The sequence below is a fragment of the Actinophytocola algeriensis genome (assembly GCF_014203735.1).
GTDB lineage: Bacteria > Actinomycetota > Actinomycetes > Mycobacteriales > Pseudonocardiaceae > Actinophytocola > Actinophytocola algeriensis.
Window position 1 is genome coordinate 631,192 of the sequence record NZ_JACHJQ010000002.1, and the last position, 22,056, is coordinate 653,247.

Below are 22,056 nucleotides of genomic sequence, written 5' to 3' on the forward strand. Positions count from 1 at the left end.
TCAAGACAACCTCCTGTGGTGGGTTGTCCACAGGAAATGCCACTTCAACGGTGAACATCAACGAACCGCGCGCGAACGTACGACGTCCAAAGAGGAAACTGCCTGGGCCGGGTGCGCACCCGGCCCAGGCAGCCGGGTCGGGCAGGGGTCAGAACTGCAGGCTCCACGCGTTGATCGTGCCCGTGTCCTGGGACGCGGCGTCGCGGACGCGGAGGCGCCAGGTGCCGTTCGCGACCTCGCTCGACGCGTTGACCGTGTACGTGGTCGCGAGGTTGTCCGTGCTGCCACCGGACCGGTTGTGCACGTTGTACACGCTGCCGTCCGGCGCGAGCACGTCCACCACCAGGTCGCCGATGTAGGTGTGCCGGATGTCGACGGTCACCTGCAGGCCCGCGGGTGCGTTGCCCGCGACACCCGTCACCGAGATCGGGCTCTCCACTGTGGACAGGTCAGCGATCGCGAAGTCCGCCGGGTTCTCGAAGCGGGGACCCGTCGGTGGTGGGGTGCCCGCGGACAACGTCCAGACGGCGTAGGCGATCGCGTCGGAGTTCCGGTCCAGCGCGGTCACGTTGATGTTGCTCGTCGTGTCGCAGGAGGCGTGGTAGCAGCGGTCGAACGCCTGCCCGGCGGTGCCGCCCCACTTCTGGGCCTGTGCTGAGGTCTTCGTCACCTCGGCGCCGGTGAACAGGCCGCCGATCGGGATGCCCGCGTTCGCGAACGCGGCGTGGTCGGACCGGCCGCCCACCGACGTCAGTTCGGTCGGGACGCCCATCGTGGCGAACGGGGCCTGCAGGGTTTGCTGCAGGGCAAGGGATCCCGACGGCTGACCACTGGCCGAGTACACGAAGTAGCCCGCATTCGGCGAGCCGATCATGTCGAAGTTGATGTACGCCTTGATGCGCGAGCGGTCCGCGGACGGCAGGTTGTTCACGTAGTACGTGGACCCGATCAGCCCGCGCTCCTCAGCGCCCCACCAGCCGAACCGGATTCGCTTGGCAGGGTTGAGGTTCTGGCTCGCGACCGTCAGCGCCACCTCCAGCAGCGCGGCGGAACCCGACCCGTTGTCGTTGATGCCGGGCCCGGCGGTGACGCTGTCGAGGTGCCCGCCCGCCATGATCACGTTGTTGGCGTCGCCGCGGGGCCACTCCGCGATCAGGTTCCAGCCGGTCAGACCACCGGACGTGAACTGCTGCAACGATGTCGTGTAGCCGACGGCGTTCAGCCTGCCCTGGACGTAGTCGATCGACGCGCGGTACCCGGGTCTGCCGTGGGCACGGTTTCCGCCGTTGCCGGTCGCGATCGACTGGAACTGGTTCAGGTGTGCCCGCACGTTCGCGACCGGGATGTCCGGTGCGGCGAGCGCGGTCGGCGGCGCGGCGGCCGCCGGGGCGGCGAACGCGACGAGCGCGCCCGCGGTCAGTGAAACGAGAAAGGTACGCATGCTGCCTCCAGCAGGGGGAGAAGGACAACGCCCCACAGAGTGCGCCACGAACCGACCCGGCACCACAGCCGAACGAGTCCGGAAATTCCCGTACTTCCCATTACCGCTCGCACACCGTGATCACCGGGTGCTGCCCGAACAGGCTGATCGGGTGGCGGCCGACCACGTGCCACCCGCGCGGCGGGTCCCACGGGCCGAGGTAGGTCAGCCGGCCACCGGGCCGGAGCACGCGGCGCCACTCGCGGACGAACTCCGCGAACGTGCCGTGGGACGCGACCTGCCGGTCCCACGGCGGGTTCGTCAGCACGTGGTCGACCGACCCGGACGGGTACGGCAGCCGCCGCGCGTCCGCGGTGAACCAGGGCAGGTGCGGCGCGTTCGTCCGCGCCGCGGCGACCCCCGCGCGGTCGCTGCCCGCGCGGTAGGTTCCCGGCGGTGCCTCGGCCAGCAGCGTTCCCGCGCCGCAGCACGGGTCGACCACCACGTCACCGGGCCGGATCCCGGCCAGGCGCACCATGGCCGCGGCGACCGGCGGGTGCAGGGTGCCCGCCACCGACGCGACCTTCCACGGCCTGCGGTGCAGCGGCGGCCGGTCACCGCGTAGTCCGATGTGGACACCGGAGTCGTCGACGGTCACGCGCCAGTCCACCGCGCCGGGCGGCGGTTTCCCGCCGTCCCGGCGTGATGCGTACTCGGCGCCGAGCCGGGACGCGAGCACGGCGCCGACCGCGTCCTCCACGTCGTACCGGCTGTAGGTGCGGCGGCCGGTGGTCGACGCGGAGACGCTGAGCACCGGCGCCGGCGACACCCCCAGCGGCGCCGATGCCAGTGCCCGCGCCACCGCGGCCAGATCCCTTTTGGTGACACCGGGATCCGGCATGGCGAGCACGAGGTGGAACAGGTCGTCGACCGTCCTGGGTGGACACAGGGCGGCCGGTGCGGTCAGGACGAGCTGGCGTGGGGTGACGGTGAGAACCGTGCAGCCCTGTTCGCGCAGCTCCGCCAGTGCCACGTGCTCGAGGCCGTGGACTGTGCGGGCGAACAGGCGGGTACCCACCGCCGGAGGGCGGTGCGCGGGCATGACGACACTCCCGGAGTGCGACCTGGAGCGGCGGACAGCCGCCCCACATCGCCAGCCGCGGGGGTTCCTCGATCCGGCTAGCGGCTGACTAGCCGAGTCGGAAGAACGTTGTCGTCATGCGGTAGACGCTACCGGGTGTGATCAACCGATTTCCGGCCGCGGGTCGGCCAGGCCCGCCGCGGCCATCCGGTCGGCCGCCTCGTGCGCCCAGCTCCGGCCGACCGCGCTTCACGTCCACAGTGGACTGCCGACTTCGGTCACCATGCCGTCGTGCCCGAAGTACAGGTACCGGTCCAGGTCTCCGGCGAACCAGCGGTCGTGGGTGATGGCGAGGACCGTGCCGGTGAACTCGGCCAGCCCGGCCTGCAGCGCCTCCGCGCTCGCGAGGTCGAGGTTGTCGGTCGGCTCGTCGAGCAGCAGCAGGGTCGCGCCGGCCAGCTCCAGCAGCAGGATCTGCAGCCGCGCCTGCTGCCCGCCGGACAGCGTCTCGTACGTCTGCTGTCCCGCGGCGGCGATCTCGTACCGGGCGAGCGCGGCCATCGCGTCGTTGCGGACGAGCGCGGCGTCGGCCATGACGATGTCCGCGACCCGGCGTCCGTGCAGGTCAGGGCGTACGTGGGTCTGCGAGAACAGGCCGGGCACGACGCGGGCGCCCAGTTCGACGGTGCCTGTGTGCGGCACGTCCTCGCCCGCGAGCGCGTGCAGGAACCGGGACTTGCCGGAGCCGTTGCCGCCGAGCACGCCGACCCGCTCACCGAACCACACGTGCAGGTCGAACGGCTCGGTCAGCCCGGTCAGCGCGATCCGTTCGCAACTCAGCGCGCGCTTCCCGGTCCGCCCGCCGGACAGGCGCATCCGGATGTTCTGCTCGCGCGGCGGCCGCTTCGGCGGTCCGGCCTCCTCGAACCGGTCCAGCCGGGTGCGGGCCGCCTTGTACGCCGAGGACACGGCGTCGTTCTTCGCGGCGTTCTGGCGCAACGTGTTGACCATGACCCGCAGCCGCCGGTGCTCGTCCTCCCAGCGCTTCCGCTTGTCGTCGAGCTCCGCGACGCGCCGGTTCCTGGCCGGGGGGAAGGTGGCGTAGCCGTCGCCGTGGACCCACACGTCCCGGTTCTCGACCGACAGGATCCGGTCGGTGGCGGCGGCGAGGAGCTGCCGGTCGTGCGAGACCAGCAGGATCGTCTTGGCACTGGCCCGCAGCCGCTCCTCCAGCCACTGCTTCGCCGGCACGTCCAGGTAGTTGTCGGGTTCGTCGAGCAGGAGCAGGTCGTCCGGCCCGCGCAGCAGCGCCTCCAGGACCAGCCGTTTCTGCTCGCCGCCGGACAGGGTGCCGAGCGGCCGGTCCGCGACCTCGTCGAACGGCAGCCCGAGCGCGGCGGTCGTGCAGGTGTCCCAGACGACCTCGATGTCGTAGCCACCCGCGTCGACGTGCTCGGCGAGCGCGGTCGCGTACCGCAGCTGCGACGCCTCGTCCGCGGCGAGCGCGGCCTCCGCGGCGGCGAGTGCCGCGGTGGTCGCGCGGATCCGGGCCGGGGCGACGCCGAGCAGCAGGTCACGAACCCGGCCGGGGCCGGTGAACTGCCGCATCACGCCGATGCCGCCGGTGGTCGCGACGGTGCCCGCCTGCGGCCGCAGCTCCCCCGCGACCAGCCGCAACAGGGTCGTCTTGCCCGCGCCGTTCGGGCCGACCAGCCCCGCGGTGACCCCGGCGCCGACGCGGAACGACACGTCGTCGAACAGGACCCTGCCGTCGCTGAGGCGGTGGGTGAGGCCGGTGACCTCCACGTGCGCCAACGGTGCCTCCTCGAACGTTGGTCGAGTGTTCGACCAACGTACTAGAGTGCGGCGCGTGGACGCGAAGGGTTTGCGGGCGGGTGGGCGCGGCGGCCGGTCGGGCGGAGTCGCGGGCGAGGTGTGGCTGCGCGCGGAGAAACCCCGCCGCGACACGCTGACCCGCGACCGCATCACGGTCGCCGCGATCGAACTGCTGGACGCGCACGGCACGGCGCACCTCACGATGCGCAAGCTGGCCGAGCGCCTCGAGGTGGCGCCGCCGACGCTGTACTGGCACGTGAAGACGAAGGACGACGTGCTCGACCTGGCCGTCGACGCGGTCTTCTCCGAGGTCGAGATCCCGAGCCGGACCGACGACTGGGCACAGGACGCGCGCACGCTGGTCCTGCGGTGGCGGGCCACGATGCTGTGCCACCCGTGGTCACCCGCGCTCATCGGCCGCCCGATGCTGGGCCCGAACGTGCTCGCGCGCACCGAGTTCCTGCAGTCCACCCTCGCCCGCGGCGGCCGCACCGGCCCGTCGCTCGCGGCCGCGACCCACGGCCTCGCCAACCTGACGATCGGCGCCGCGCTCACCGAGTCCACCTGGCACGGGCAGCTGCCGCGGTCCTCGGCCCACGAGCTGATCCAGGCCAACGCCGACCGCTACCCCACCCTCGCCGCCAACCACCACTTGGACGCACCGGACCAGGACGCGCTCTTCGACCAGGCGGTCCGCACCTTCCTGGCCGGGCTCGGCCAAGATATAAGCAGATGTTGACGTCGCGGACGTTGCTGTCGCCCTCGAGGAGTTGGTGCGGCTCTTCCGGCGCCTCAACCCGGCCGGTGGACTGTCCCTGACCTCGGCGGCGACGCTGGCGAGCCTCGACCGCGACGGACCGGCGGGCGCCGGTGGCCGCGGAGGCACACGCACGAACGTGACTCCTGCGTTCGACCCAGTTCCCGGCAGCGCCCGGAGCACCCGCTCCGGGCGCTGTCCGTTGGGCGGAGAAGTCGACACGACACGTAGCCGTGTGATCACCCGCAGGCTCTTAACCGGGAAAAACCCGCTTTCCCGCTTGTGAAACGCGAGCAACCCCCGAACCGAGAAACCCAGGTACGGGGGCATGTACAACCGTGCCCGCTCGTGGACACACCTCACGGCGGGCGCGCATATCGAAAGGGTTTCCATGCGACGACGCCGATTAGTCTCGGTCGCGGCCGCTCTGCTCGTGGTTCCACTGCTCCAGGTACTGCCCGCTCCGGCGGCGGCGGGCGCGCCGACCGCTGCCGTGCCCGCCGACGACACCCGTGAGCTGACCCGCAAGGACTTCACGCTCGACGGGAAGCCGGTGGACGTGCCGGCCAGCTACTCGCCGAGCGCGAAGCGGTCGGCGAGTGCCGCCGCGGTGACGCCGCCGGTCGGCACGGTGCGGCCGTGGCTCGCGCTGGACGACGCCCAGGGCCAGCTGTACCTGAAGGACTACACGCTGCGCGGTGTCGGCGACAAGATCGAGGTCTGGGTCGCGAACGACACGTCGTTCCCGGCCGCCGACTGCCGCAACCAGATCGCGGGCACCACGGACGTCACGGACGCCCAGGTCGCCGACCTCGTCAACCAGTTCGACACGAACATGTACCCGAAGGAGACGGCAGCCTTCTCCACGCCGCCCGACCGGGACGGCTCCAACGCCGACCCGCAGCTGGAGGGCTTCGACTTCACCGGCGACGGCGACAACACGGTCGCGCTGATCGACAACGTGCGCGACGACAACTACTACACGTTCCCGGAGGCGCCGACCTACATCGCCGGCTTCTTCTCCGGCCAGTTCAACGAGCTGGTCGACCGGAACGTGATGACCGTCGACGCGTTCGACTGGGCGCACCGCACCGGTGTCGAGCCCGCCGACGAGCCGACGGACGACCTGTGCACCAGCCGCCCGGCACGTCCGCGCCTGTACGAGGGCACGTTCGCGCACGAGTGGCAGCACCTGCTCATGTACTACACCGACCCCTTCGAGGGGAACTGGATCAACGAGGGCCTCTCGGACTGGGCACAGACGCTCGTCGGCTACGTCGACCCGCGCCTGACCGTGTTCGACAAGGGCGGCGACAGCCACATCTACTGCTACCAGGGTTTCGGCATCGTCCAGACGCCGTACAACACGAACCCGAGGGACTGCGGTGGTGCGGAGAACTCGCTTAACCTGTGGGGTGAGGGCAACCCGAACGCCGTCCTCGCCGACTACGGCAACGCGTACTCGGTCATGCAGTTCCTGTCCGACCGCTACGGCCAGGACTTCATGACCCGCCTGCACAACGACGGCGAGCACCAGGGGCTGGCCAGCCTCGACGCGGCGCTCGAGGCCGAGGGCGTGTCCGACATGTACAAGGTGCTGCACGACTACCAGTCGATGACGCTGCTGGACAAGATCGTCGGCGACTCGCGGCGCGGAGTCGTGCTCGGTGTGCCGAAGAGCAGGGTGACCACGCCGAGCCTGCGCTCGACGGTGAACCTGGCCAACCCGCAGTCCTACGACGATCCGGGTGCCGCACCCAACGGCGCCGACTTCGTGCCGCTGCAGAAGGCCGACGGGACCGTGCTCAGGGGCAAGGACCTGAAGTCGCTGTCGTTCAACGGTGCCGCCACGCTGCCCGCACTCCCGCTGGAGTGGACGGTCGTGTCCGACGACCCGGACAGCCCGGGTGACCCGGTGCTGTTCTCCGGCAACGGCAACAACATCAACGCCACCGCGGTGACGTCGGTGGCCGTGCCCGCGACCGACCCGACGCTGCGCTTCGAGGCGAAGTACGGCGCCGAGCTCGGTTACGACTACGGCTACGTGGTCGTGTCCACCGACGGCGGCGCCACCTACACGCCGATCAGTGGTGACAAGACGGTGCCGGGTCCGCAGGGCCCGTCGCTGAACGGCACGACAGACGGGTTCGAGCCGCACTCGTTCGACCTGTCCGCGTACGCGGGCCAGACGGTGCTGGTCGGCTTCCAGTACATCAGCGACGGCGGCGTCAACGAGGGCGGCATCCTCATCGACGACATCACCGTCGGTGGCACGGCCGTGTCCGACGGCTCGTCGCTGGAGCCGTTCGACTCGCCGACCGAGATCCGGCCGTTCCCGGTGCAGAACTGGAACCTCAAGCTCATCGCGTATGACGAGAAGAACCAGATCGCACTGCAGGTCGAGTTCAACGGCAAGAACAAGGTCAACCTCGGCTGGCTGCAGCTGCTGTTCCTGACCCCGTTCCCGAAGGTTGTCGCGGTGGTCGCGTACGACGAGCCCACCGAGCTCGTCAACCAGTACGCGCCGTACACCCTGACGGTCAACGGTGTCGTCCAGCCGGGCGGCGCTTCCTGACCGTGCACACGGTGTGACAGCTCGACAGTGAGTCGGCCCCCGGCACTCCGTGCCGGGGGCCGCTCCATGCCCACCTCGAAACCGGCGCGATCCGGTGAGTGACAGGATGGCGGCATGCGGTCTCTTCGGTTCGAGCGGGCCGGCACCACGCTCACCGCACTCGTGCGGGACGGTGCGGGCACGCCACTGGTGGTACTGCCCGGGGTCATGGCGGACGCGGAGTCGTGGTTACCGGTCGTCGAGCACATCACCCTGCCGAACCCCGTGATCGTGATCAACCGCCGCGGCCGCACCCCGAGCGGTCCGCTGGGGCCGCACTACTCCGTCCGCACCGAGATCGACGACCTGCACCGGATTCTCGACGACCTCGGCACCGACACCCACCTGTTCGGCTGGAGCTACGGCGGGCTGATCGCCGTCGAGGCCGCGACCGAGCGGTACGACCTGCGCTCGCTCACGCTGTACGAGCCGGTCGCCACCCCGTTCGCCGCCGAGCACGTCGCGCCGCTGCGGGACGCGACCGCACGCGGTGACCTGGACCGGGCCGTGGAGATCGTCAACCGGGACGTGTCCGGGTTCTCCGCCGAGTACGTCGAGAACCTGCGCCGCACACCGGTGTGGCCCGCGCTCGTGCGGCTCGCCGCGCCGCTCGCGGAGGAACTGGCGGCGGTCAACGACCACAGCCCCGCGCTCGGCCGCTACCCGGGCCTGGACCTGCCGGTCACACTGCTCGTCGGAGAGCTGTCCGAGGGCCGCCTCCCCTACGGCAAGCCGCACGCGATGTTCGCGGGTGCGCTGCCGCAGGCCAAGGTCCAGCGCATCACCGGCCAGGGCCACCTCGCGCACGCACAGGCACCGGACCTGCTGGGCAAGCAGATCACCGACGCCGTGCACTGCTGATTGTTCGCTCCGCTCCTCCGCTAAGACCCCGTCTTCCCTCGTCGCGTGCTCGGCGCTGGCGCGCCTGCGCGCGCTCCTCAGTCCAGACGGCGCCCGCTCCCTCGCTCCCGCTCACTGACCTTGCGGTAACTCCACCCCAGCAGGGCGAACAGCACGATCCCGGACAGGATCAGGCTCGACCCGGTGCTCCAACCCGGGAACGGCAGCCACGGGAACACCCGCAGCCCCCAGATGATCCCGGCCGCGACGAGCCCGAGCCCGACGACCACCGACCCCGCGACCCGCAGCGGCGACGACACGCTGTCCTCCGCGGCCTTCATCGCACGGTCCCGCACGGGATCGACGTGCCGCTCCAGCGCGGGGAACTCCGAGGCGAGGATGACGAGACCGGCGAGGACCAGCAACAGTCCGGGCCCCGGCAGGACGAGCAACGCGACACCGACGAGGAGGACGACCGCGCCAACCACCGCGATCGTCGCCCGCTTGACCTGTTTCCCAGCTGCCATAGTCCCTCAATCGTGCCTGGTCGCCGTGGATTCCGCTCGCTCGTCGTGCGGCGGCCCGCCGGGTGGGGCACCGTGGACGCGTGCGGATGACAGTGCTGTTATCGGTCCTGGCGGTGGTGGCGACGACTGTTTCGACAGCGGCGGCGGTCCCGGGAGGTGACGCGCCCGGTGCGCCCGGCGCACCGGCGATCTACCAGCCCGCCGACAAACAAGGCTTCGGCACGGCGCGCAGCGGCCCGGAGAGCCCCGTGTGGTTCACCCTCGGCGGCGGCCGCATGACCGAGGTGTTCTACCCCGACCTCAGCACACCCGCCATCCGGGAGCTGCAGTTCGTGGTGACCGACGGCCGCACGTTCACCGAGCCGGTGCGCGGCCGCACGGAACAGGTCGGCGACCTGAAGTTCCGCCAGACCGCCCGCGGCACCGGCTGGACCGCGGTGACCACGTACGTCACCGACCCGGCGCGCGCGACCGTGTTGGTGGACCTGGACTTCCGCTCGCACCGCCCGCTGCGGGTGTACGCGGTGCTCGACCCGGCGCTGTCCCGCGAGGGCGGCGACGACACGGGGTCGAGCGGCGGCGCTCTGGTCGCGTCGGACGGCGCGACGGCGTCGGCGCTGGTGGCCGGCCGCGGATTCGGTGCCACGTCGACGGGTTACCTCGGCACGAGCGACGGCTGGACCGACCTGGCGGACCACCGCATGGACTGGCGGTACCCGAAGGCGGGCCCCGGCAACATCGTGCAGACCGGTGAGCTGCGCGTGGACGGCAGGCGGCACGAGACCCTCGCGCTGGGTTTCGGACCCGACCGCCGGTCCGCGGTGGCCACCGCCCGCGCGTCGCTGGCGACGGGCTTCGACGAGGTGGCGTCGCGTTACGCGAAGGGTTGGCAGGACTACGTTTCCGGCCTGCGCAAGCCGCCGCCCCCGGCGTCCCGCGCGGTGTACCGCAGCTCGGTGCTGGTGCTGGCGGCCTCCGAGGACAAGCGGAACCCGGGCGCGTACATCGCGGCGCCGGGTTTCCCGTGGGCGTTCGGGTTCGACCGCGAGCTGGCGCCGGAGTTCGGTTCCTACGCACTGGTGTGGCCGCGGGACCTGTACCAGATAGCGACAGGCCTGCTGGCCGCCGGCGACGAGGACGGTGCTCACCGCGCGCTGGACTACATGCTGAACGTGCAACAGCAACCGGACGGCCACCTGGCGCAGAACACGAGGGTGACCGGCGAGCCGTACTGGACGAGCGTCCAGCTGGACGAGACGGCGGCCCCGATGCTGCTGGCGTGGCTGCTGAACCGCACCGACGAGTCCACACTGGACGGTCTTCGGCGGGCGGCCGAGTTCATGGTGAACTACCCGGACGCCCCGTTCACCGAACAGGAACGCTGGGAGAACCAGAGCGGCTACTCCCCCGCGACGATCGCGTCGGAGGTGGCGGGCCTGGTGTGCCTGGCGGACCTGCTGACCCGGGCGGGCGACCAGGCTTCCGCGGACCGGTACCTGGCGATCGCGGACGACTGGGCCGCGTCGCTGGAGGAGTGGACGGTCACGTCGACGGGCCCGCTGTCGCCGGAGCCGTACTACCTGCGCCTGACGAAGGACGGCAACCCGAACGCGGGCACGACGTACAACCTGGGCGACAACAACGTCGGCGAGGTGGATCAGCGCACGGTGGTGGACCCGAGCTTCCTGGAGGTGGTCCGCCTCGGCCTCCGCCCGGCCGACGACCCCGCGATCCGCAACACGATCGCGGTGGTGGACGAGGAGTTGGGCGAACGAACCCCGGCAGGCGAACTGTGGCACCGCTTCACCAGCGACGGCTACGGCGAGACAGCGTCCGGCGAACCGTGGAACGTCAACTGGCCGACCCCGACCCGCACGTACGGCAGGCTGTGGCCGATCTTCGCCGGCGAACGCGGCGAGTACGAACTACTCGCCGGCGACCCGGCTTCGGCCCGTGCCCGCCTGTCGACGATCGCCGCGACGGCGAACAGCGGGCTCATGCTCCCTGAGCAGGTGTGGGACGCCGCGGCGCCGCCTGGCGCCCGTCCGGGCACCGGCACCGGGTCGGCGACACCGTTGGTGTGGACCCACGCCCAGTACATCCGCCTGGCGTGGTCGGTGGCGGAAGGCCACCCGGTGGAACAGCCGTCGGTGGTGGCCTGCCGCTACGCGAAACCCTGCTGACTCAGAGCAGCTCCAGCAGGCGGGACATGACCTCGCCGTCGCTGACGCGCAGGCCGTCGTGCTGGTGGTCAGCCGTGTGCCAGACGCGGGCGCCACCGATCAGCGACGCCGTCCGCAGGGACAGGTCGCGATTCACGTACATGTCCGTGTCGTACACCGCGGCCACCACCGGACCTCGTTGGCGCGCAACCGGTCCACGTCGTACAGCATGGGCCACTCCGGACGGGCGGCCACGTCGTCCGCGACGCCCCGCAGCGGAGCCATCAACGGGTCGTCGTCGAACATCCACGGGTAGATCATCTCGCCGGTGAAGTACACCGGGTCCGCCGAGACGAACTCCGGGAACTCCGCGCGTACCCGGTGCGCCGCCCACGCCGTCGCACCGGGACCCTGCGCGTACGTCGGCTCGTGCAACAGGTAGTACAGCGGGTTCGCCGCCGTCGCCCACGACAGTGCCGCCGCCGCGTCCAGCAGGAACGCGTCCGACAGAACGGCACCGTCGAACGGGGACTCCAGCAGGTAGTGCAGCCGTGCGCTGCCGTCCCGGCCGCCGAGCAGGTTGCCCAGCGACTGGAACGCCGCCAGCGTGAGCCGCCGTCCGGTCGGCAGGCGCACCCGGTGCTCACGCAGGTACGCCGCCACCCGGCGGGCCTGCTCGACGTCCTGCGGATACGACCGGTAGTGCGCCTCGTTCTTCTCGGCCACCACCGGGTACAGCGCCCGGTACGCACCCACCGCGTCCGTCTCCACCCCCGGCAAGCCGCCGGTCACCAGCGCGGCTCGCAGACCGCCGGGCGCGAAGGACAGGTACGACACCGTGCAGAACCCGCCGAAGCTCTGGCCCAGCACCGTCCACGGCACGTCACCGAGCAGCCGGGCACGGATCGCTTCCGCGTCGCGGACGATCGAGTCCGCACGGAAGTGCGTCAGGTACTCCGCACCGCGGTCCAGTGCGACCCGCCTCGTCACCGGTGTCGACCGGCCAGTGCCGCGCTGGTCCAGCAGCAGCACCCGGTAGTCCCGCAGCGCACGCAGCAGCCAGCCCTCACCACCGAGCGGGCGGGGCGCGGCGAAACCCGGGCCACCGCCGAGGTACAGCAGCCACGGCAGCGCGGGATCCGCCGTGACCTCCCGCGCGTACACGGTGATCCGCTCGCCGTCCGGCCGCGCGTGGTCGAGTGGCAAGTCAAACGTATGGTCAACGAACCGCACGGGTCCTCCGCAACGAGTCGGCGGCCACCGCCGCGACGGCGTCCGCCACCGCGGACAGAGCAGGCGAGTCGAGTTTCCACTGTTGCCAGTACAGCGGTACGTCCACCGGCCGGTCGGCGAGCGTCACCAGCGCGCCCGCCCGCAGCCGGGGTTCGGCCTGCACCGACGGCACCATCCCCCACCCGAGCCCCGCCGCGACCGCCTCCGCGAACGACTCCGACGCCGGGACGTAGTGCCGCAACGTGCTCGCGTCGCGGCCGCTCACCGCGCGCACGAACGCGTCCTGTAGATCATCACGCCGGTCATACACCACCACCGGCGCCCGCACCAGGTCCTCGGCGAACGACCCGGCGAACCACCGCGCCGCGAACTCCGGGGTCGCCGACGGCAGGTACCGCAGGCCGCCGAGCGGGCGCACCGAACAGCCCTGCACCGGCGTCGGCGACGACGTGACCGCGGCCATCACCGTGCCGTCCCGCAGCAGCGTCGTCGTGTGGTCCTCGTCCTCGCGATGCAGCTCGAAACACACCGGCGGGTCCGTCGACACCCGTGCGAGCGCGGGCAGGAACCACGTCGCGAGGGAGTCCGCGTTGACCGCGATGGGCAGCCGGACCGGCTCACCGGCACCGCTCATGCCCAACTCGGCACGCGCGTCCCGCTCCAGCGCCGCGAGCCGCCGCGCGAACCGCATCACGACCTGCCCCGACTCGGTGAGCCGCACCGGCTTCGTGCGCGTCACCAGCACACTGCCGGTGCGCTGTTCGAGTGCCTTCACCCGCTGGCTCACCGCCGACGGCGTCACGTGCAGCACGGCGGCGGCCGCGTCGAAGGTGCCCTCCTCGGCGACCGCCAGCAGCGTGCGGACCTGGTCGGGTGGCAGATCTGTCATCACGATCGCTAATGTTACGTTAGAATCTTTAGCTGTACTGTCGACATGGCCGCACCTAGCCTCGCCGTCATGAGAGACGCCCTGCTCGCGGCCGTCGCCGGGTTCGGCACCGGCCTGTCCCTGATCGTGGCCATCGGCGCGCAGAACGCGTTCGTGCTGCGGCAGGGCATCCGCCGGGACGGGGTGCTCGCGGTGGTCGCCATCTGCGCGCTGTCGGACGCGGCGCTGATCACCCTGGGGGTCGGCGGCGTCGGCGCGGTGGTGGCGGCGTACCCGAGGCTGCTGACGGTCGTCGGGATCGTGGGCGGCGCCTTCCTGCTGTGCTATGGGTTCCTGGCGGCCCGCAGGGCGTTGCGCCCGTCGGCCATGAACGTCATGGGCGACCCGGCAGGGTCGTCGCGGTCCGCGCGCCGGGTCGTGCTCACCTGCGTGGCGCTGACGTGGCTGAACCCGCACGTGTACCTGGACACCGTGCTGCTGCTGGGCACCGTTGCCGCCCACCGCGGTGACCTGCGGTGGGCGTTCGGCGTCGGCGCGACGCTCGCGAGCCTGTGCTGGTTCGCGGCGCTGGGCTTCGGCGCGCGGCTGCTGACCGGCTTCTTCGCGCGGGCGTCGTCATGGCGTGTGCTGGACGGCCTGGTGGCCGCCACGATGGTCACCCTCGGCGTGTCGCTGGTCGTGGGCGCGAGCTGACGGGAACCCGTGCCTGCGCGCGGCGAGCACCACGGCCAGCACCGGCGGCATCAGCACCAGCGCGGTCCACGGCAGCGCGCCCGGCCCGCCGTGGTCGAGCAGCAGACCGCCGGCCACCCCGCCCGCGGCCATCGCCGCGTTCCACAACGTCACCAGCATGGCCTGCGCGGTGTCGGCGGCGGCACCACCGGCCTTCGCGGCGGCGGTCTGCAGCAGCGTCGGCACACCACCCCACCCGAGCCCCCAGACCGCGGCCGCGACGAACACGAACGCCGTGCTCCCCGCCAGCACCGCCACGGCGACCGCGAACAGCGCCGCGCTCACGACGGTCAGTGTGCGCAGCCGCCGGTCGACGTGCGCCCCGACGACCACGATGCTCACCATCGACGCGACCCCGAACACCAGCAGCACCACGTCGACCGCGCCACCCATGCCGCGCGCACCGAGGAAGGTCGCGACGTAGGTGTAGAGCACGGTGTGCGCGAGGACGAACACGAGCGTCACGAACAGGATCGCGGGCACGCCCGGCACCCTCAGCGTCGCCCGCAGGTCCGGCCTGCCACCCCGCGATCCCGGGAAGTCGGGCACGAGCGCCACGATCCACCCGAGCAGCACCACGGCGACCGCCGTCATCACCCAGAACGTCACCCGCCAGCCGAGCAGGTCGCCGAGGAACGTCCCGGCCGGCACCCCGAGCGACAGCGCGAGCGGGATACCGGCCATCACGACCGCGATCGCCTTGCCCCGCAGCGGCTCCGGCGCGAGCCGCGCCGCGTACCCGGCGAGCAGCGCCCACACGACCCCGGCCGCGATCCCGGCGACGAACCGGGCGGCCATGGTCAGCACGTAGTCCCCCGACACCGCGGTGACGGTGTTGGCGATGGCGAACCCGGCCACGCCGAACAGCAGCAGCCGTTTGCGCCGCCAGCCCGCCGTCGCCGAGGACAGCGGGATCGCGGCGAGCGCGGTGCCGATCGCGTAGATCGTGACGGCCTGCCCCATCGCGGACTGACCCACCCGCAGGTCGGCACTCATGGCGGGCAGCACACCGGCGGGCAACGCCTCGGTGAGCACGGTGACGAACGCGGCGGTGGTGAGGGCAGCGAGCGCCCTGATCGGAAGTCCCATGCGGGCATGGTCGAACCTGACACAGGTGTCAGGTTCAAGTCAGCCCCGCCGGGTCAGCCCTCCACGCGACCCGTCACGCGCTCGCCGAGGTCGCTCACCTGGTCCGCGAGCCAGCCGCACGCCTGCGTGGCGTACCGGCCGGCGGCCGCACCGGCCTCACCGCTCACCCGGGCAGCGGTGAGGGCCGCGGCGTCCGAGACGTCGGCCAGGACCACGGCCGTGTCGTCGAGCAGGCCCGCGGTGCGGCCGGTCAGCCACGCGACCCCGTCGGCCGCCTCGTCACGGGCCCGGTCGATCAGCTGATGGATGGGAAAGACGGACATTCGTCACCTTTCGACCTACTGCGCTGACACCGCCGTGGATACCCACGCACCTCGGGTCCCATACCGGTGATCGAGGTCGGGATAGGGTCACCAGCCGTGGAGCCCATGCCGCCTCATCTCAGTGACCCGACCGACGCGCTGTCCTCGGTGCCCGCCGCAGGGTCGCGGCGGGCGGTGCCCGTGGTGGGGCACCTGCGGTTCTACTACGGACCGATGGACTGCGGGAAGTCGACACTCGCGTTGCAGGTCGACCACAACCAGGCCAGACAGGGCCGCAGAGGGCTTCTCCTCGTCCACCACGACCGCTCCGGCAAGCCGCAGATCTCCAGCCGCATCGGGATCACCCGCCAGGCGCTCGAGGTGCACGGCGGGGTCGACCTGCGGGAACTGGTCCGCGCCCGCTGGGCCGAGGGCCACCGGGTGGACTACGTGATCGTCGACGAGGCCCAGTTCCTCACCCCGGGCCAGGTCGACCAACTGGCGGAACTGGCCGACGACGTGCAGGTCGACGTGTACTGCTTCGGCATCGCCACCGACTTCCGCAGCCGCATGTTCCCCGGCTCGCAGCGGCTGTTCGAGCTCGCCGACGAGCTGGAGCCGGTCCAGGTCGACGTGCTGTGCTGGTGCGGGCTGCCCGCGCGGTTCAACGCCCGGGTCGCCGACGGCGCGGTCATCAGGGCCGGGGACACAGTGCTAGTCGCCGACACGGACCGTGAATTACCGGATTCCACCCCGGTGACTACAGTGCGTTACCAAGTACTGTGCCGGAGACACTTCCGCGTGGGCGATCTCGGCCCAGCGGTGGCAGGACGAGGCCAGCTCAGCCTGGCCTGACCGGCCATCCTGGGCAACCAGTACCCCCAAGTGGGCGACATCATTCGGCAATCCGACGAGTGTCGCGTCACGAACACGTTTACGGGGCATCTCTACGGTGGAAGCTATAGAAGCAGGGGTTGCCGCAGGTCACCCTGAGCAACTGGGTGTGGCGGGCGGGAACGTTTCGACCCACTCGGACGTTGCTCTTGGTGAGCACCACCCTGGCTCCAGCTGGGAGCTGTGAGCTGAACGAAAGGACGTCGCCATGGCCGACCGTGTACTCCGTGGAAGCCGACTTGGCGCGGTCAGCTACGAGACAGATCGTAACCACGACCTCGCGCCCCGGCGGACGATCCGCTACGCATGCCCGAAGGACCACGAGTTCGAGGTGCCCTTCTCCGACGACGCCGAGGTTCCGTCGATGTGGGAGTGCCGTCTGCACGGCACCGCGTCGAAGCTGATCGACGGCACCGAACCGGAGACCAAGAAGGTCAAGCCCCCGCGCACTCACTGGGACATGCTCCTCGAACGCCGGACCATCCCCGAGCTCGAAGACCTCCTGACCGAGCGACTGCAGGAACTGAAGGTTCGCCGCAGCCGTTCGGCCTGAACCCTCCCTCCCACCCCGAATGCCACATCGGGCGCACCGATGTGGCATTCGGCGTGTTTCAGCTGGTCACCGTGACCGAGTAGTCCTTCACCGGCAACGAGTCGTGCAGCCGGACGCCTCTGGTGTTGAGCTTCGCGAGCGCTCTGCTGACCCCGGCGGGCAACGCTGACACCAGCCGCCCGCCCTGCGTCAGCGCCCACACCCCGAGCCGCGACGACGGGATCAGGCCCTTGGCCGTACCGATCGCGAACGCCCTGCTGCGCCGCACGATGTCGGACATCTCACGTTCGTACGCGGCGAAGGCCCGCTCGTGGTCACCACCGGCCGCCGCCAGCTCCCCCGCCAGCACGTACGCGCCGAGCACCGCAAGGCTCGTGCTGCCACCCACCGCGGGCCCCGGGCAGTAGCCCGCGTCGCCGACGAGCGTGACGCGGCCCGCCGACCACCTGTCCATCCGCAGCTGGGTGATCGAGTCGAAGTAGAACGCCCCCGTCCGGTCCAGTTCCGCCAGCCAGGAGTCGACGCGCGGGTGCATGCCCGCGAACGCCGCGCGTAGCAACTCCTTCTGCCTCGGCACGTCCCGGTAGTGGTAGTCGAGCGGCCGCTCCCTGCGGAAGAGGAAGACCACGCGCGCGTCGTCCGCGTGCCGCGCCGAGTAGACGCCCGCCATCCGGCCGGGCCCGATGTGGCTGACGAACTCGCCGTCCGCCAGCAGGTCCTTCGGCACGCTCAGCACCGCGAGGTAGGCGCCGATGAACACCTCGTTCCCGTCCCCGAACACGAGCCGCCGGACGTTCGAGTGCAGGCCGTCGGCACCGACGACGAGGTCGAACTCGCGTGCCGCACCACGCTCGAAGGAGACGGTCCGGCCCTCGATGGCCGTGATCGAGTCGCCGAAGACGTACTCGACATCCGCGCTCGTGGCGTCGTGGTAGATCTCGCTGAGGTCGTCGCGCATGATCTCGACGTGCCGGTCCGAGGTGGCGCCGAACAGCTTGGACAGGTCCACGGCCACCGGCTTCGCCGAGCCTTCCCGCACGACCGTCAGGCGCGTCGTGCCGGTGGCCGCCGCCTCGACGCGCGGCAGCACCCCCATGCGCTCCGAGATCTCCATGGCCGGGCGGAACAGGTCGACCGCGTGGCCGCCCGTCTTGCGCAGCCGCGGCGCGCGCTCGACGACCGTGACCTCGAAGCCGTAGCGGTTCAGCCAGTACGCCAGCACGGGCCCCGAGATGCTCGCGCCCGAGATGAGAACCTTCATGACCATCCCCCCTTACTTATCGGTAAGTAAGGCTAGCATCGAACTGACCTATCGTTAAGTCAGTTACGCTGCGCACGTGGCATCGGACACGAAGAAGCGGATACAGGCGGTGGCCCGCGAACTGTTCACGCAGAAGGGCGTGCAGAAGACGAGCCTGCAGGAGATCGCCGACCGGCTCGGGATCACGAAACCCGCGCTGTACTACCACTTCCAGTCACGCGAGGAGCTGGTGCGCAGCATCGTGCAGCCGCTGGTCGACGCGGGTCAGGAGTTCCTCGAACGGCAGGAGCAGGCGCCTGAGCAGAACGCCAGGGCCCTGCTGGAGGGCTTCTTCGACTTCCACTTCGAGTACCGCGCGGACGTGCTGCTGGTGCTGACGGAGATGACCACGCTCGCCGACCTGGGTCTCATCGACGTCGTGCTGGAGTGGCGTGCCCGCCTGACCCGGCTGCTGTTCGGCCCGGACCCGACGCTCCAGCAGGCGACCCGAGGGGTCATGGCGCTCGGCGGGATGCAGGACTGCACGATGCAGTTCCCGGACGTGCCGCAGGACGAGCTGCGCACGGCGACCGTCGAGGCCGCGATGGCGACGCTGGGCCTCGCGCCATAGCCCTTGACTGGTCTGGACCAATACGGGATGGTGGTGACACTCCGGAATTACCCTGCATCGAGGAGTGACCATGAAGCGGCTACTGGCGACCCTGTTCGCCGTCGGGGTGGCCCTCACCATGGCGTCGTCCCCGGCGACCGCCACCCCAGGCTCGGACTCCGTCACCGCGAAACGCGCGTTCGTCGTGTCCGAGGCCCAGTTCAACCAGATGTTCCCGAACAGGAACTCCTTCTACACCTACAGCGGCCTGACCGCGGCGATGGACGCCTTCCCCGCGTTCTCGTCCGCGGGTGGCGACACCATCGCGCGGCAGGAGGCGGCGGCGTTCCTCGCCAACGTGTCCCACGAGACCGGCGGTCTCGTGCACATCGTCGAGCAGAACGAGGCGAACTACCCGCACTACTGCGACTGGAGCCAGCCGTACGGCTGCCCAGCGGGGCAGGCCGCGTACTACGGCCGCGGCCCGATCCAGCTGAGCTGGAACTTCAACTACAAGGCGGCCGGTGACCACCTGGGCATCGACCTGCTCGGCAACCCGTGGCTGGTGCAGAACGACTCGGCGATCGCGTGGAAGACCGCGCTCTGGTACTGGATGACCCAGCGGGGTCCCGGCACGATGACCCCGCACGACGCGATGGTGAACCAGCGCGGCTTCGGCGAGACGATCCGCAGCATCAACGGCTCGATCGAGTGCAACGGCGGCAACCCGGGCCAGGTCCAGAGCCGCGTCGACAACTACAACCGGTTCGTCGGCATGCTGGGCGTCCCGGCAGGCGGCAACCTCTACTGCTGACACGCCCGATGGATCAGCGCGAGGCATCGAGCCGATGTCTCGCGCTGATCAGCAGTTATCTCACGGGAACGTGACGGCGCTCCGGCGAGACCGCGTGCGTCATCGCGAGAACAGCGACTTCAGCTGGGTGCCGCGGCGGCGCAGGCCCCACTTGGTGACACGGATCAGCGCCTCGCGGATCACGTCGCTGCTCATCTTCGACACGCCGTGCTCGCGCTCGGTGAAGGTGATCGGCACCTCGACGACCGTGAAACCCGCCTCGATCGTGCGCCAGCCGAGGTCGATCTGGAAGCAGTAGCCGCGGGACGCGACGTTGTCGATGCGGATCTTCTGCAGTGCCTCGCGGCGGTAGGCGCGGAAGCCCGCCGTCATGTCCTTCACCCGCGCGCCGAGCGCGATGCGGGCGTAGGTGTTGGCGCCCCACGACAGCATGTAGCGGTGCTTCGGCCAGTTCACGACCTTGCCGCCGGGCACGTACCGGGAGCCGATCGCGAGGTCGGCGTCCGCCAGCGCGTCGAGCATGCGCGGCAGGTCCTCCGGCGAGTGCGAGCCGTCGGCGTCCATCTCGACCAGCACGGCGTAGTCGCGTTCCAGGCCCCACTGGAAGCCGGCGACGTAGGCGGCGCCGAGCCCGTTCTTCTCGGTCCGGTGCATGACGTGCACGTGCCCGTCGGACTCGGCGGAGAGCCGGTCCGCGATCTCACCCGTGCCGTCCGGGCTGCCGTCGTCGACGATCAGAGCGTGCGCCTTCGGCAGTGCCGCACGCAGCCGGCTCACGATCCGCTCGATGTTGTCCCGCTCGTTGTACGTCGGGATCACCACGAGCACCGGCTCGAGCTGCTCCGCCATCCGTCACCCTCCTCGCCGGCACGTCCCGCGCGCCGGTTCACTCACGTCGTTCGTTCGGTCAGTTGCTTGTCCTGGCACGCCGCCGGGCCGCGATCGCCACGCCGACCGCCCCCAGCCCGGCGAGCACCATGATCCATTCCGGGACCGGGCCCAGTTGGTCAGACAGCGTAGTCGTCGTCCGCAGCGGCACCGTCTCGACCAGCGCGCCGGGCACGAACATGCCGGTCGACTGGCTGACGGACCCGTCCGGCCGGACGAACGCGCTGACGCCGCTCGTGGCCGCGACCGCCACGGCACGACCGTGTTCGACGGCACGCACGCGGTCCATGGCGAGTTGCTGGTAGGTCATCTCGGTGTAGCCGAACGTGGCATTGTTCGTCGGCACCGCGAGCAGGTTCGTGCCCTCGACCGACTCCCGCACCACGCCGTCGAACGCCACCTCGTAACAGGTCGCGAACCCGACGGTGGCGTCGCCCATCCGGAACGAGACCGCCTTCTCACCCGGCACGAACTGCCCTGCGCGGTCGACCGCCGAGGTGAACAGCCGGAAGAACGACCGCATCGGCATGGTCTCGCCGAAGGGCTGCAGCTTCCGCTTCGTGTACTGCTCGATCGGGCCGCGCTGGGGGTCCCACAGCAGGATCGTGTTCCGCGGCAGCCCGTCGTCGCCGAGAAGCACCGAGCCGACGGCGATCGGCGCCTTGATCGCACGGGCCGCGTCGTCGATGCGGGCCCACGCGTCCGGGTTGCGGTACGGGTCGATGTCGGACGAGTTCTCCGGCCAGATCACCAGGTCGGGCTGGTCGACCTTGCCTGCGCGCACGTCCTGGGCGAGCTGTTCGGTGCGTGCCACGTGGTTGTCGAGCACGGCGCGGCGCTGGGCGTTGAAGTCCAGCCCGGCGCGCGGCACGTTGCCCTGGACGACCGCGACCGTCGCCTCCCCGTCGTTGGCGTCGGTGCCGACCAGCGGCAGGGCGCCGAACGCGGCGACGACGGGCAGCACGACCGCGAGCGCGGGTGCCACGATCCGGCGCGGCCTGCGGTCCAGGAGCAGGGTGCGCACCAGCATCGTCAGCCCGAAGCCGGTCAGGGCGACCGCGAGCCCGATCAGCGGGGTGCCGCCCACGGTGGCGAGCGGGAGGAAGACGCCGTCCGGCTGTGTGAACGCGATCCGCGCCCACGGGAACCCGCCGAACGGGAAGATCGAGCGCAGGTACTCTCCCGCGACCCACACCAGCGCCGCCCACACCGGCCAGGCACGCAGGACGCTCACCACGGAGATGGCGGCACCGGCCAGACCCATGAGGGCCGCCTCCAGGAGTGCCAGCGGCAGCCACGCGACCACGCCGACGAACTCGCCGGTCCACGCGAGCAGCGGGACGGTGAAGCCGAGTCCCGCGCACAGCGTGTAGCCGAACCCGGCCCGCGCGCGGGCGCCGTAGATCACCGCACCGAGGATGGCGAACCCGATCGGGGCGAGCCACCACAGCGTGCGCGGCGGGCCGCTGAAGTAGATCAGGAGGCCCGCGGCGGTCGAGATCACGACACGCAGGAGCACATTTCGCCAGGCAGGCGTGCGTTCGTCCGTTTTGTCGGACACTGCCGGCTCTTCCG

At 70.8% G+C, this 22,056-nt stretch carries 21 protein-coding genes; 9 read left to right on the forward strand and 12 right to left on the reverse strand.

All coding sequences use genetic code 11. The features are described from left to right. Positions 1 to 148: 148 nt before the first annotated feature. The 3 genes from FHR82_RS09070 to FHR82_RS09080 all read right to left on the reverse strand — a co-directional run bounded on the left by FHR82_RS09070 (position 149) and on the right by FHR82_RS09080 (position 4,307). The gene (locus FHR82_RS09070) at positions 149 to 1,441 is read right to left on the reverse strand and encodes a M28 family metallopeptidase (protein ID WP_184809826.1); all 1,293 of its coding nucleotides are present in this window, start codon (positions 1,439 to 1,441) and stop codon (positions 149 to 151) included. A gap of 100 nt (positions 1,442 to 1,541) precedes the next feature. Beyond that, positions 1,542 to 2,522 (reverse strand): methyltransferase domain-containing protein, encoded by a 981-nt coding sequence (locus FHR82_RS09075; protein ID WP_184809827.1) that lies wholly within the window; start codon positions 2,520 to 2,522, stop codon positions 1,542 to 1,544. Between the two features lie 228 nt (positions 2,523 to 2,750). Continuing rightward, positions 2,751 to 4,307 carry an ATP-binding cassette domain-containing protein gene (locus FHR82_RS09080; protein WP_311771027.1) on the reverse strand — a complete coding sequence of 519 codons (1,557 nt, stop codon included), beginning with the start codon at positions 4,305 to 4,307 and terminating at the stop codon, positions 2,751 to 2,753. Positions 4,308 to 4,371: 64 nt separating this feature from the next. Here FHR82_RS09080 and FHR82_RS09085 point away from each other — a divergent pair, with 64 nt between their 5' ends. The 3 genes from FHR82_RS09085 (at position 4,372) to FHR82_RS09095 (ending at position 8,569) form a co-directional block, all read left to right on the forward strand. Beyond that, positions 4,372 to 5,076: a TetR/AcrR family transcriptional regulator gene (locus FHR82_RS09085; RefSeq protein ID WP_221463578.1), complete on the forward strand. Its 705-nt coding sequence runs from the start codon at positions 4,372 to 4,374 to the stop codon at positions 5,074 to 5,076. Between the two features lie 451 nt (positions 5,077 to 5,527). Further along, positions 5,528 to 7,669 (forward strand): choice-of-anchor J domain-containing protein, encoded by a 2,142-nt coding sequence (locus tag FHR82_RS09090; RefSeq protein WP_221463579.1) that lies wholly within the window; start codon positions 5,528 to 5,530, stop codon positions 7,667 to 7,669. Positions 7,670 to 7,783: 114 nt separating this feature from the next. Then, positions 7,784 to 8,569, forward strand: a complete 786-nt coding sequence (locus tag FHR82_RS09095; RefSeq protein ID WP_184809830.1) for an alpha/beta fold hydrolase — start codon at positions 7,784 to 7,786, stop codon at positions 8,567 to 8,569. Between the two features lie 77 nt (positions 8,570 to 8,646). Here the strand turns inward: FHR82_RS09095 and FHR82_RS09100 are convergent, their stop codons facing one another. Beyond that, positions 8,647 to 9,075, reverse strand: a complete 429-nt coding sequence (locus FHR82_RS09100) for a PGPGW domain-containing protein (protein WP_184809831.1) — start codon at positions 9,073 to 9,075, stop codon at positions 8,647 to 8,649. Positions 9,076 to 9,161: 86 nt separating this feature from the next. Between FHR82_RS09100 and FHR82_RS09105 the strand changes: the two genes are divergently transcribed. Further along, the gene (locus tag FHR82_RS09105; protein WP_221463580.1) at positions 9,162 to 11,258 is read left to right on the forward strand and encodes a glycoside hydrolase family 15 protein; all 2,097 of its coding nucleotides are present in this window, start codon (positions 9,162 to 9,164) and stop codon (positions 11,256 to 11,258) included. A gap of 1 nt (position 11,259) precedes the next feature. Here FHR82_RS09105 and FHR82_RS45810 read toward each other — a convergent pair whose 3' ends face one another. Genes FHR82_RS45810 through FHR82_RS09115 form a run of 3 tightly spaced genes read right to left on the reverse strand, consistent with a single transcriptional unit; the run spans position 11,260 to position 13,359 of the window. After that, the gene (locus tag FHR82_RS45810; RefSeq protein WP_225943799.1) at positions 11,260 to 11,400 is read right to left on the reverse strand and encodes a hypothetical protein; all 141 of its coding nucleotides are present in this window, start codon (positions 11,398 to 11,400) and stop codon (positions 11,260 to 11,262) included. Then, on the reverse strand, positions 11,391 to 12,443 hold the full coding sequence (locus FHR82_RS09110) for an alpha/beta fold hydrolase (protein ID WP_225943798.1): 1,053 nt from the start codon (positions 12,441 to 12,443) through the stop codon (positions 11,391 to 11,393). The genes FHR82_RS45810 and FHR82_RS09110 overlap by 10 nt, the downstream gene beginning before the upstream one ends. Before the next feature lie 13 nt (positions 12,444 to 12,456). After that, positions 12,457 to 13,359: a LysR family transcriptional regulator ArgP gene (locus FHR82_RS09115; protein WP_184810444.1), complete on the reverse strand. Its 903-nt coding sequence runs from the start codon at positions 13,357 to 13,359 to the stop codon at positions 12,457 to 12,459. A gap of 69 nt (positions 13,360 to 13,428) precedes the next feature. On the opposite strand from FHR82_RS09115, the gene FHR82_RS09120 reads away from it, so the two are divergent. Beyond that, positions 13,429 to 14,052: a LysE/ArgO family amino acid transporter gene (locus FHR82_RS09120; protein ID WP_184809833.1), complete on the forward strand. Its 624-nt coding sequence runs from the start codon at positions 13,429 to 13,431 to the stop codon at positions 14,050 to 14,052. Here the strand turns inward: FHR82_RS09120 and FHR82_RS09125 are convergent. Continuing rightward, entirely contained in the window at positions 13,975 to 15,180 is a 1,206-nt protein-coding gene (locus FHR82_RS09125; RefSeq protein ID WP_184809834.1) for an MFS transporter, read from the reverse strand. The two genes, FHR82_RS09120 and FHR82_RS09125, sit on opposite strands and share 78 nt — an antisense overlap. 53 nt (positions 15,181 to 15,233) lie before the next feature. Further along, the gene (locus tag FHR82_RS09130) at positions 15,234 to 15,503 is read right to left on the reverse strand and encodes a hypothetical protein (protein WP_184809835.1); all 270 of its coding nucleotides are present in this window, start codon (positions 15,501 to 15,503) and stop codon (positions 15,234 to 15,236) included. Between the two features lie 105 nt (positions 15,504 to 15,608). On the opposite strand from FHR82_RS09130, the gene FHR82_RS09135 reads away from it, so the two are divergent. After that, positions 15,609 to 16,337 (forward strand): thymidine kinase, encoded by a 729-nt coding sequence (locus tag FHR82_RS09135; RefSeq protein WP_184809836.1) that lies wholly within the window; start codon positions 15,609 to 15,611, stop codon positions 16,335 to 16,337. 247 nt (positions 16,338 to 16,584) lie between these two features. Further along, positions 16,585 to 16,929 carry an RNA polymerase-binding protein RbpA gene (locus FHR82_RS09140; protein ID WP_184809837.1) on the forward strand — a complete coding sequence of 115 codons (345 nt, stop codon included), beginning with the start codon at positions 16,585 to 16,587 and terminating at the stop codon, positions 16,927 to 16,929. Between the two features lie 58 nt (positions 16,930 to 16,987). Here FHR82_RS09140 and FHR82_RS09145 read toward each other — a convergent pair whose 3' ends face one another. Next, entirely contained in the window at positions 16,988 to 18,190 is a 1,203-nt protein-coding gene (locus tag FHR82_RS09145) for an FAD-dependent monooxygenase (RefSeq protein ID WP_184809838.1), read from the reverse strand. 76 nt (positions 18,191 to 18,266) lie between these two features. Here FHR82_RS09145 and FHR82_RS09150 point away from each other — a divergent pair, with 76 nt between their 5' ends. Both FHR82_RS09150 and FHR82_RS09155 read left to right on the forward strand, forming a co-directional pair. Further along, a complete protein-coding gene (locus FHR82_RS09150) occupies positions 18,267 to 18,800 on the forward strand; it encodes a TetR/AcrR family transcriptional regulator (protein ID WP_184809839.1) in 534 nt (177 codons plus the stop codon). 118 nt (positions 18,801 to 18,918) lie between these two features. Beyond that, a complete protein-coding gene (locus tag FHR82_RS09155; RefSeq protein ID WP_311771028.1) occupies positions 18,919 to 19,593 on the forward strand; it encodes a chitinase in 675 nt (224 codons plus the stop codon). Positions 19,594 to 19,692: 99 nt separating this feature from the next. Here the strand turns inward: FHR82_RS09155 and FHR82_RS09160 are convergent, their stop codons facing one another. Both FHR82_RS09160 and lnt read right to left on the reverse strand, forming a co-directional pair. Further along, positions 19,693 to 20,442 carry a polyprenol monophosphomannose synthase gene (locus tag FHR82_RS09160; protein ID WP_184809841.1) on the reverse strand — a complete coding sequence of 250 codons (750 nt, stop codon included), beginning with the start codon at positions 20,440 to 20,442 and terminating at the stop codon, positions 19,693 to 19,695. A 58-nt stretch (positions 20,443 to 20,500) separates the two neighbouring features. Further along, a complete protein-coding gene (gene lnt, locus FHR82_RS09165) occupies positions 20,501 to 22,042 on the reverse strand; it encodes an apolipoprotein N-acyltransferase (protein WP_311770976.1) in 1,542 nt (513 codons plus the stop codon). Positions 22,043 to 22,056 lie beyond the last annotated feature (14 nt).

What these genes read in the sequence shown, in the direction of transcription:
- FHR82_RS09160 (WP_184809841.1), bottom strand. Translation starts at nt 20,442, where the DNA reads ATGGCGGAGCAGCTCGAGCCGGTGCTCGTGGTGATCCCGACGTACAAC.
- FHR82_RS09145 (WP_184809838.1), bottom strand. Translation starts at nt 18,190, where the DNA reads ATGAAGGTTCTCATCTCGGGCGCGAGCATCTCGGGGCCCGTGCTGGCG.
- FHR82_RS09115 (WP_184810444.1), bottom strand. Translation starts at nt 13,359, where the DNA reads ATGACAGATCTGCCACCCGACCAGGTCCGCACGCTGCTGGCGGTCGCC.
- FHR82_RS09125 (WP_184809834.1), bottom strand. Translation starts at nt 15,180, where the DNA reads ATGGGACTTCCGATCAGGGCGCTCGCTGCCCTCACCACCGCCGCGTTC.
- FHR82_RS09075 (WP_184809827.1), bottom strand. Translation starts at nt 2,522, where the DNA reads ATGCCCGCGCACCGCCCTCCGGCGGTGGGTACCCGCCTGTTCGCCCGC.
- FHR82_RS45810 (WP_225943799.1), bottom strand. Translation starts at nt 11,400, where the DNA reads ATGTACGTGAATCGCGACCTGTCCCTGCGGACGGCGTCGCTGATCGGT.
- FHR82_RS09130 (WP_184809835.1), bottom strand. Translation starts at nt 15,503, where the DNA reads ATGTCCGTCTTTCCCATCCATCAGCTGATCGACCGGGCCCGTGACGAG.
- FHR82_RS09120 (WP_184809833.1), top strand. Translation starts at nt 13,429, where the DNA reads ATGAGAGACGCCCTGCTCGCGGCCGTCGCCGGGTTCGGCACCGGCCTG.
- FHR82_RS09105 (WP_221463580.1), top strand. Translation starts at nt 9,162, where the DNA reads ATGACAGTGCTGTTATCGGTCCTGGCGGTGGTGGCGACGACTGTTTCG.
- FHR82_RS09100 (WP_184809831.1), bottom strand. Translation starts at nt 9,075, where the DNA reads ATGGCAGCTGGGAAACAGGTCAAGCGGGCGACGATCGCGGTGGTTGGC.
- FHR82_RS09135 (WP_184809836.1), top strand. Translation starts at nt 15,609, where the DNA reads ATGCCGCCTCATCTCAGTGACCCGACCGACGCGCTGTCCTCGGTGCCC.
- FHR82_RS09070 (WP_184809826.1), bottom strand. Translation starts at nt 1,441, where the DNA reads ATGCGTACCTTTCTCGTTTCACTGACCGCGGGCGCGCTCGTCGCGTTC.
- FHR82_RS09140 (WP_184809837.1), top strand. Translation starts at nt 16,585, where the DNA reads ATGGCCGACCGTGTACTCCGTGGAAGCCGACTTGGCGCGGTCAGCTAC.
- FHR82_RS09095 (WP_184809830.1), top strand. Translation starts at nt 7,784, where the DNA reads ATGCGGTCTCTTCGGTTCGAGCGGGCCGGCACCACGCTCACCGCACTC.
- FHR82_RS09155 (WP_311771028.1), top strand. Translation starts at nt 18,919, where the DNA reads ATGGCGTCGTCCCCGGCGACCGCCACCCCAGGCTCGGACTCCGTCACC.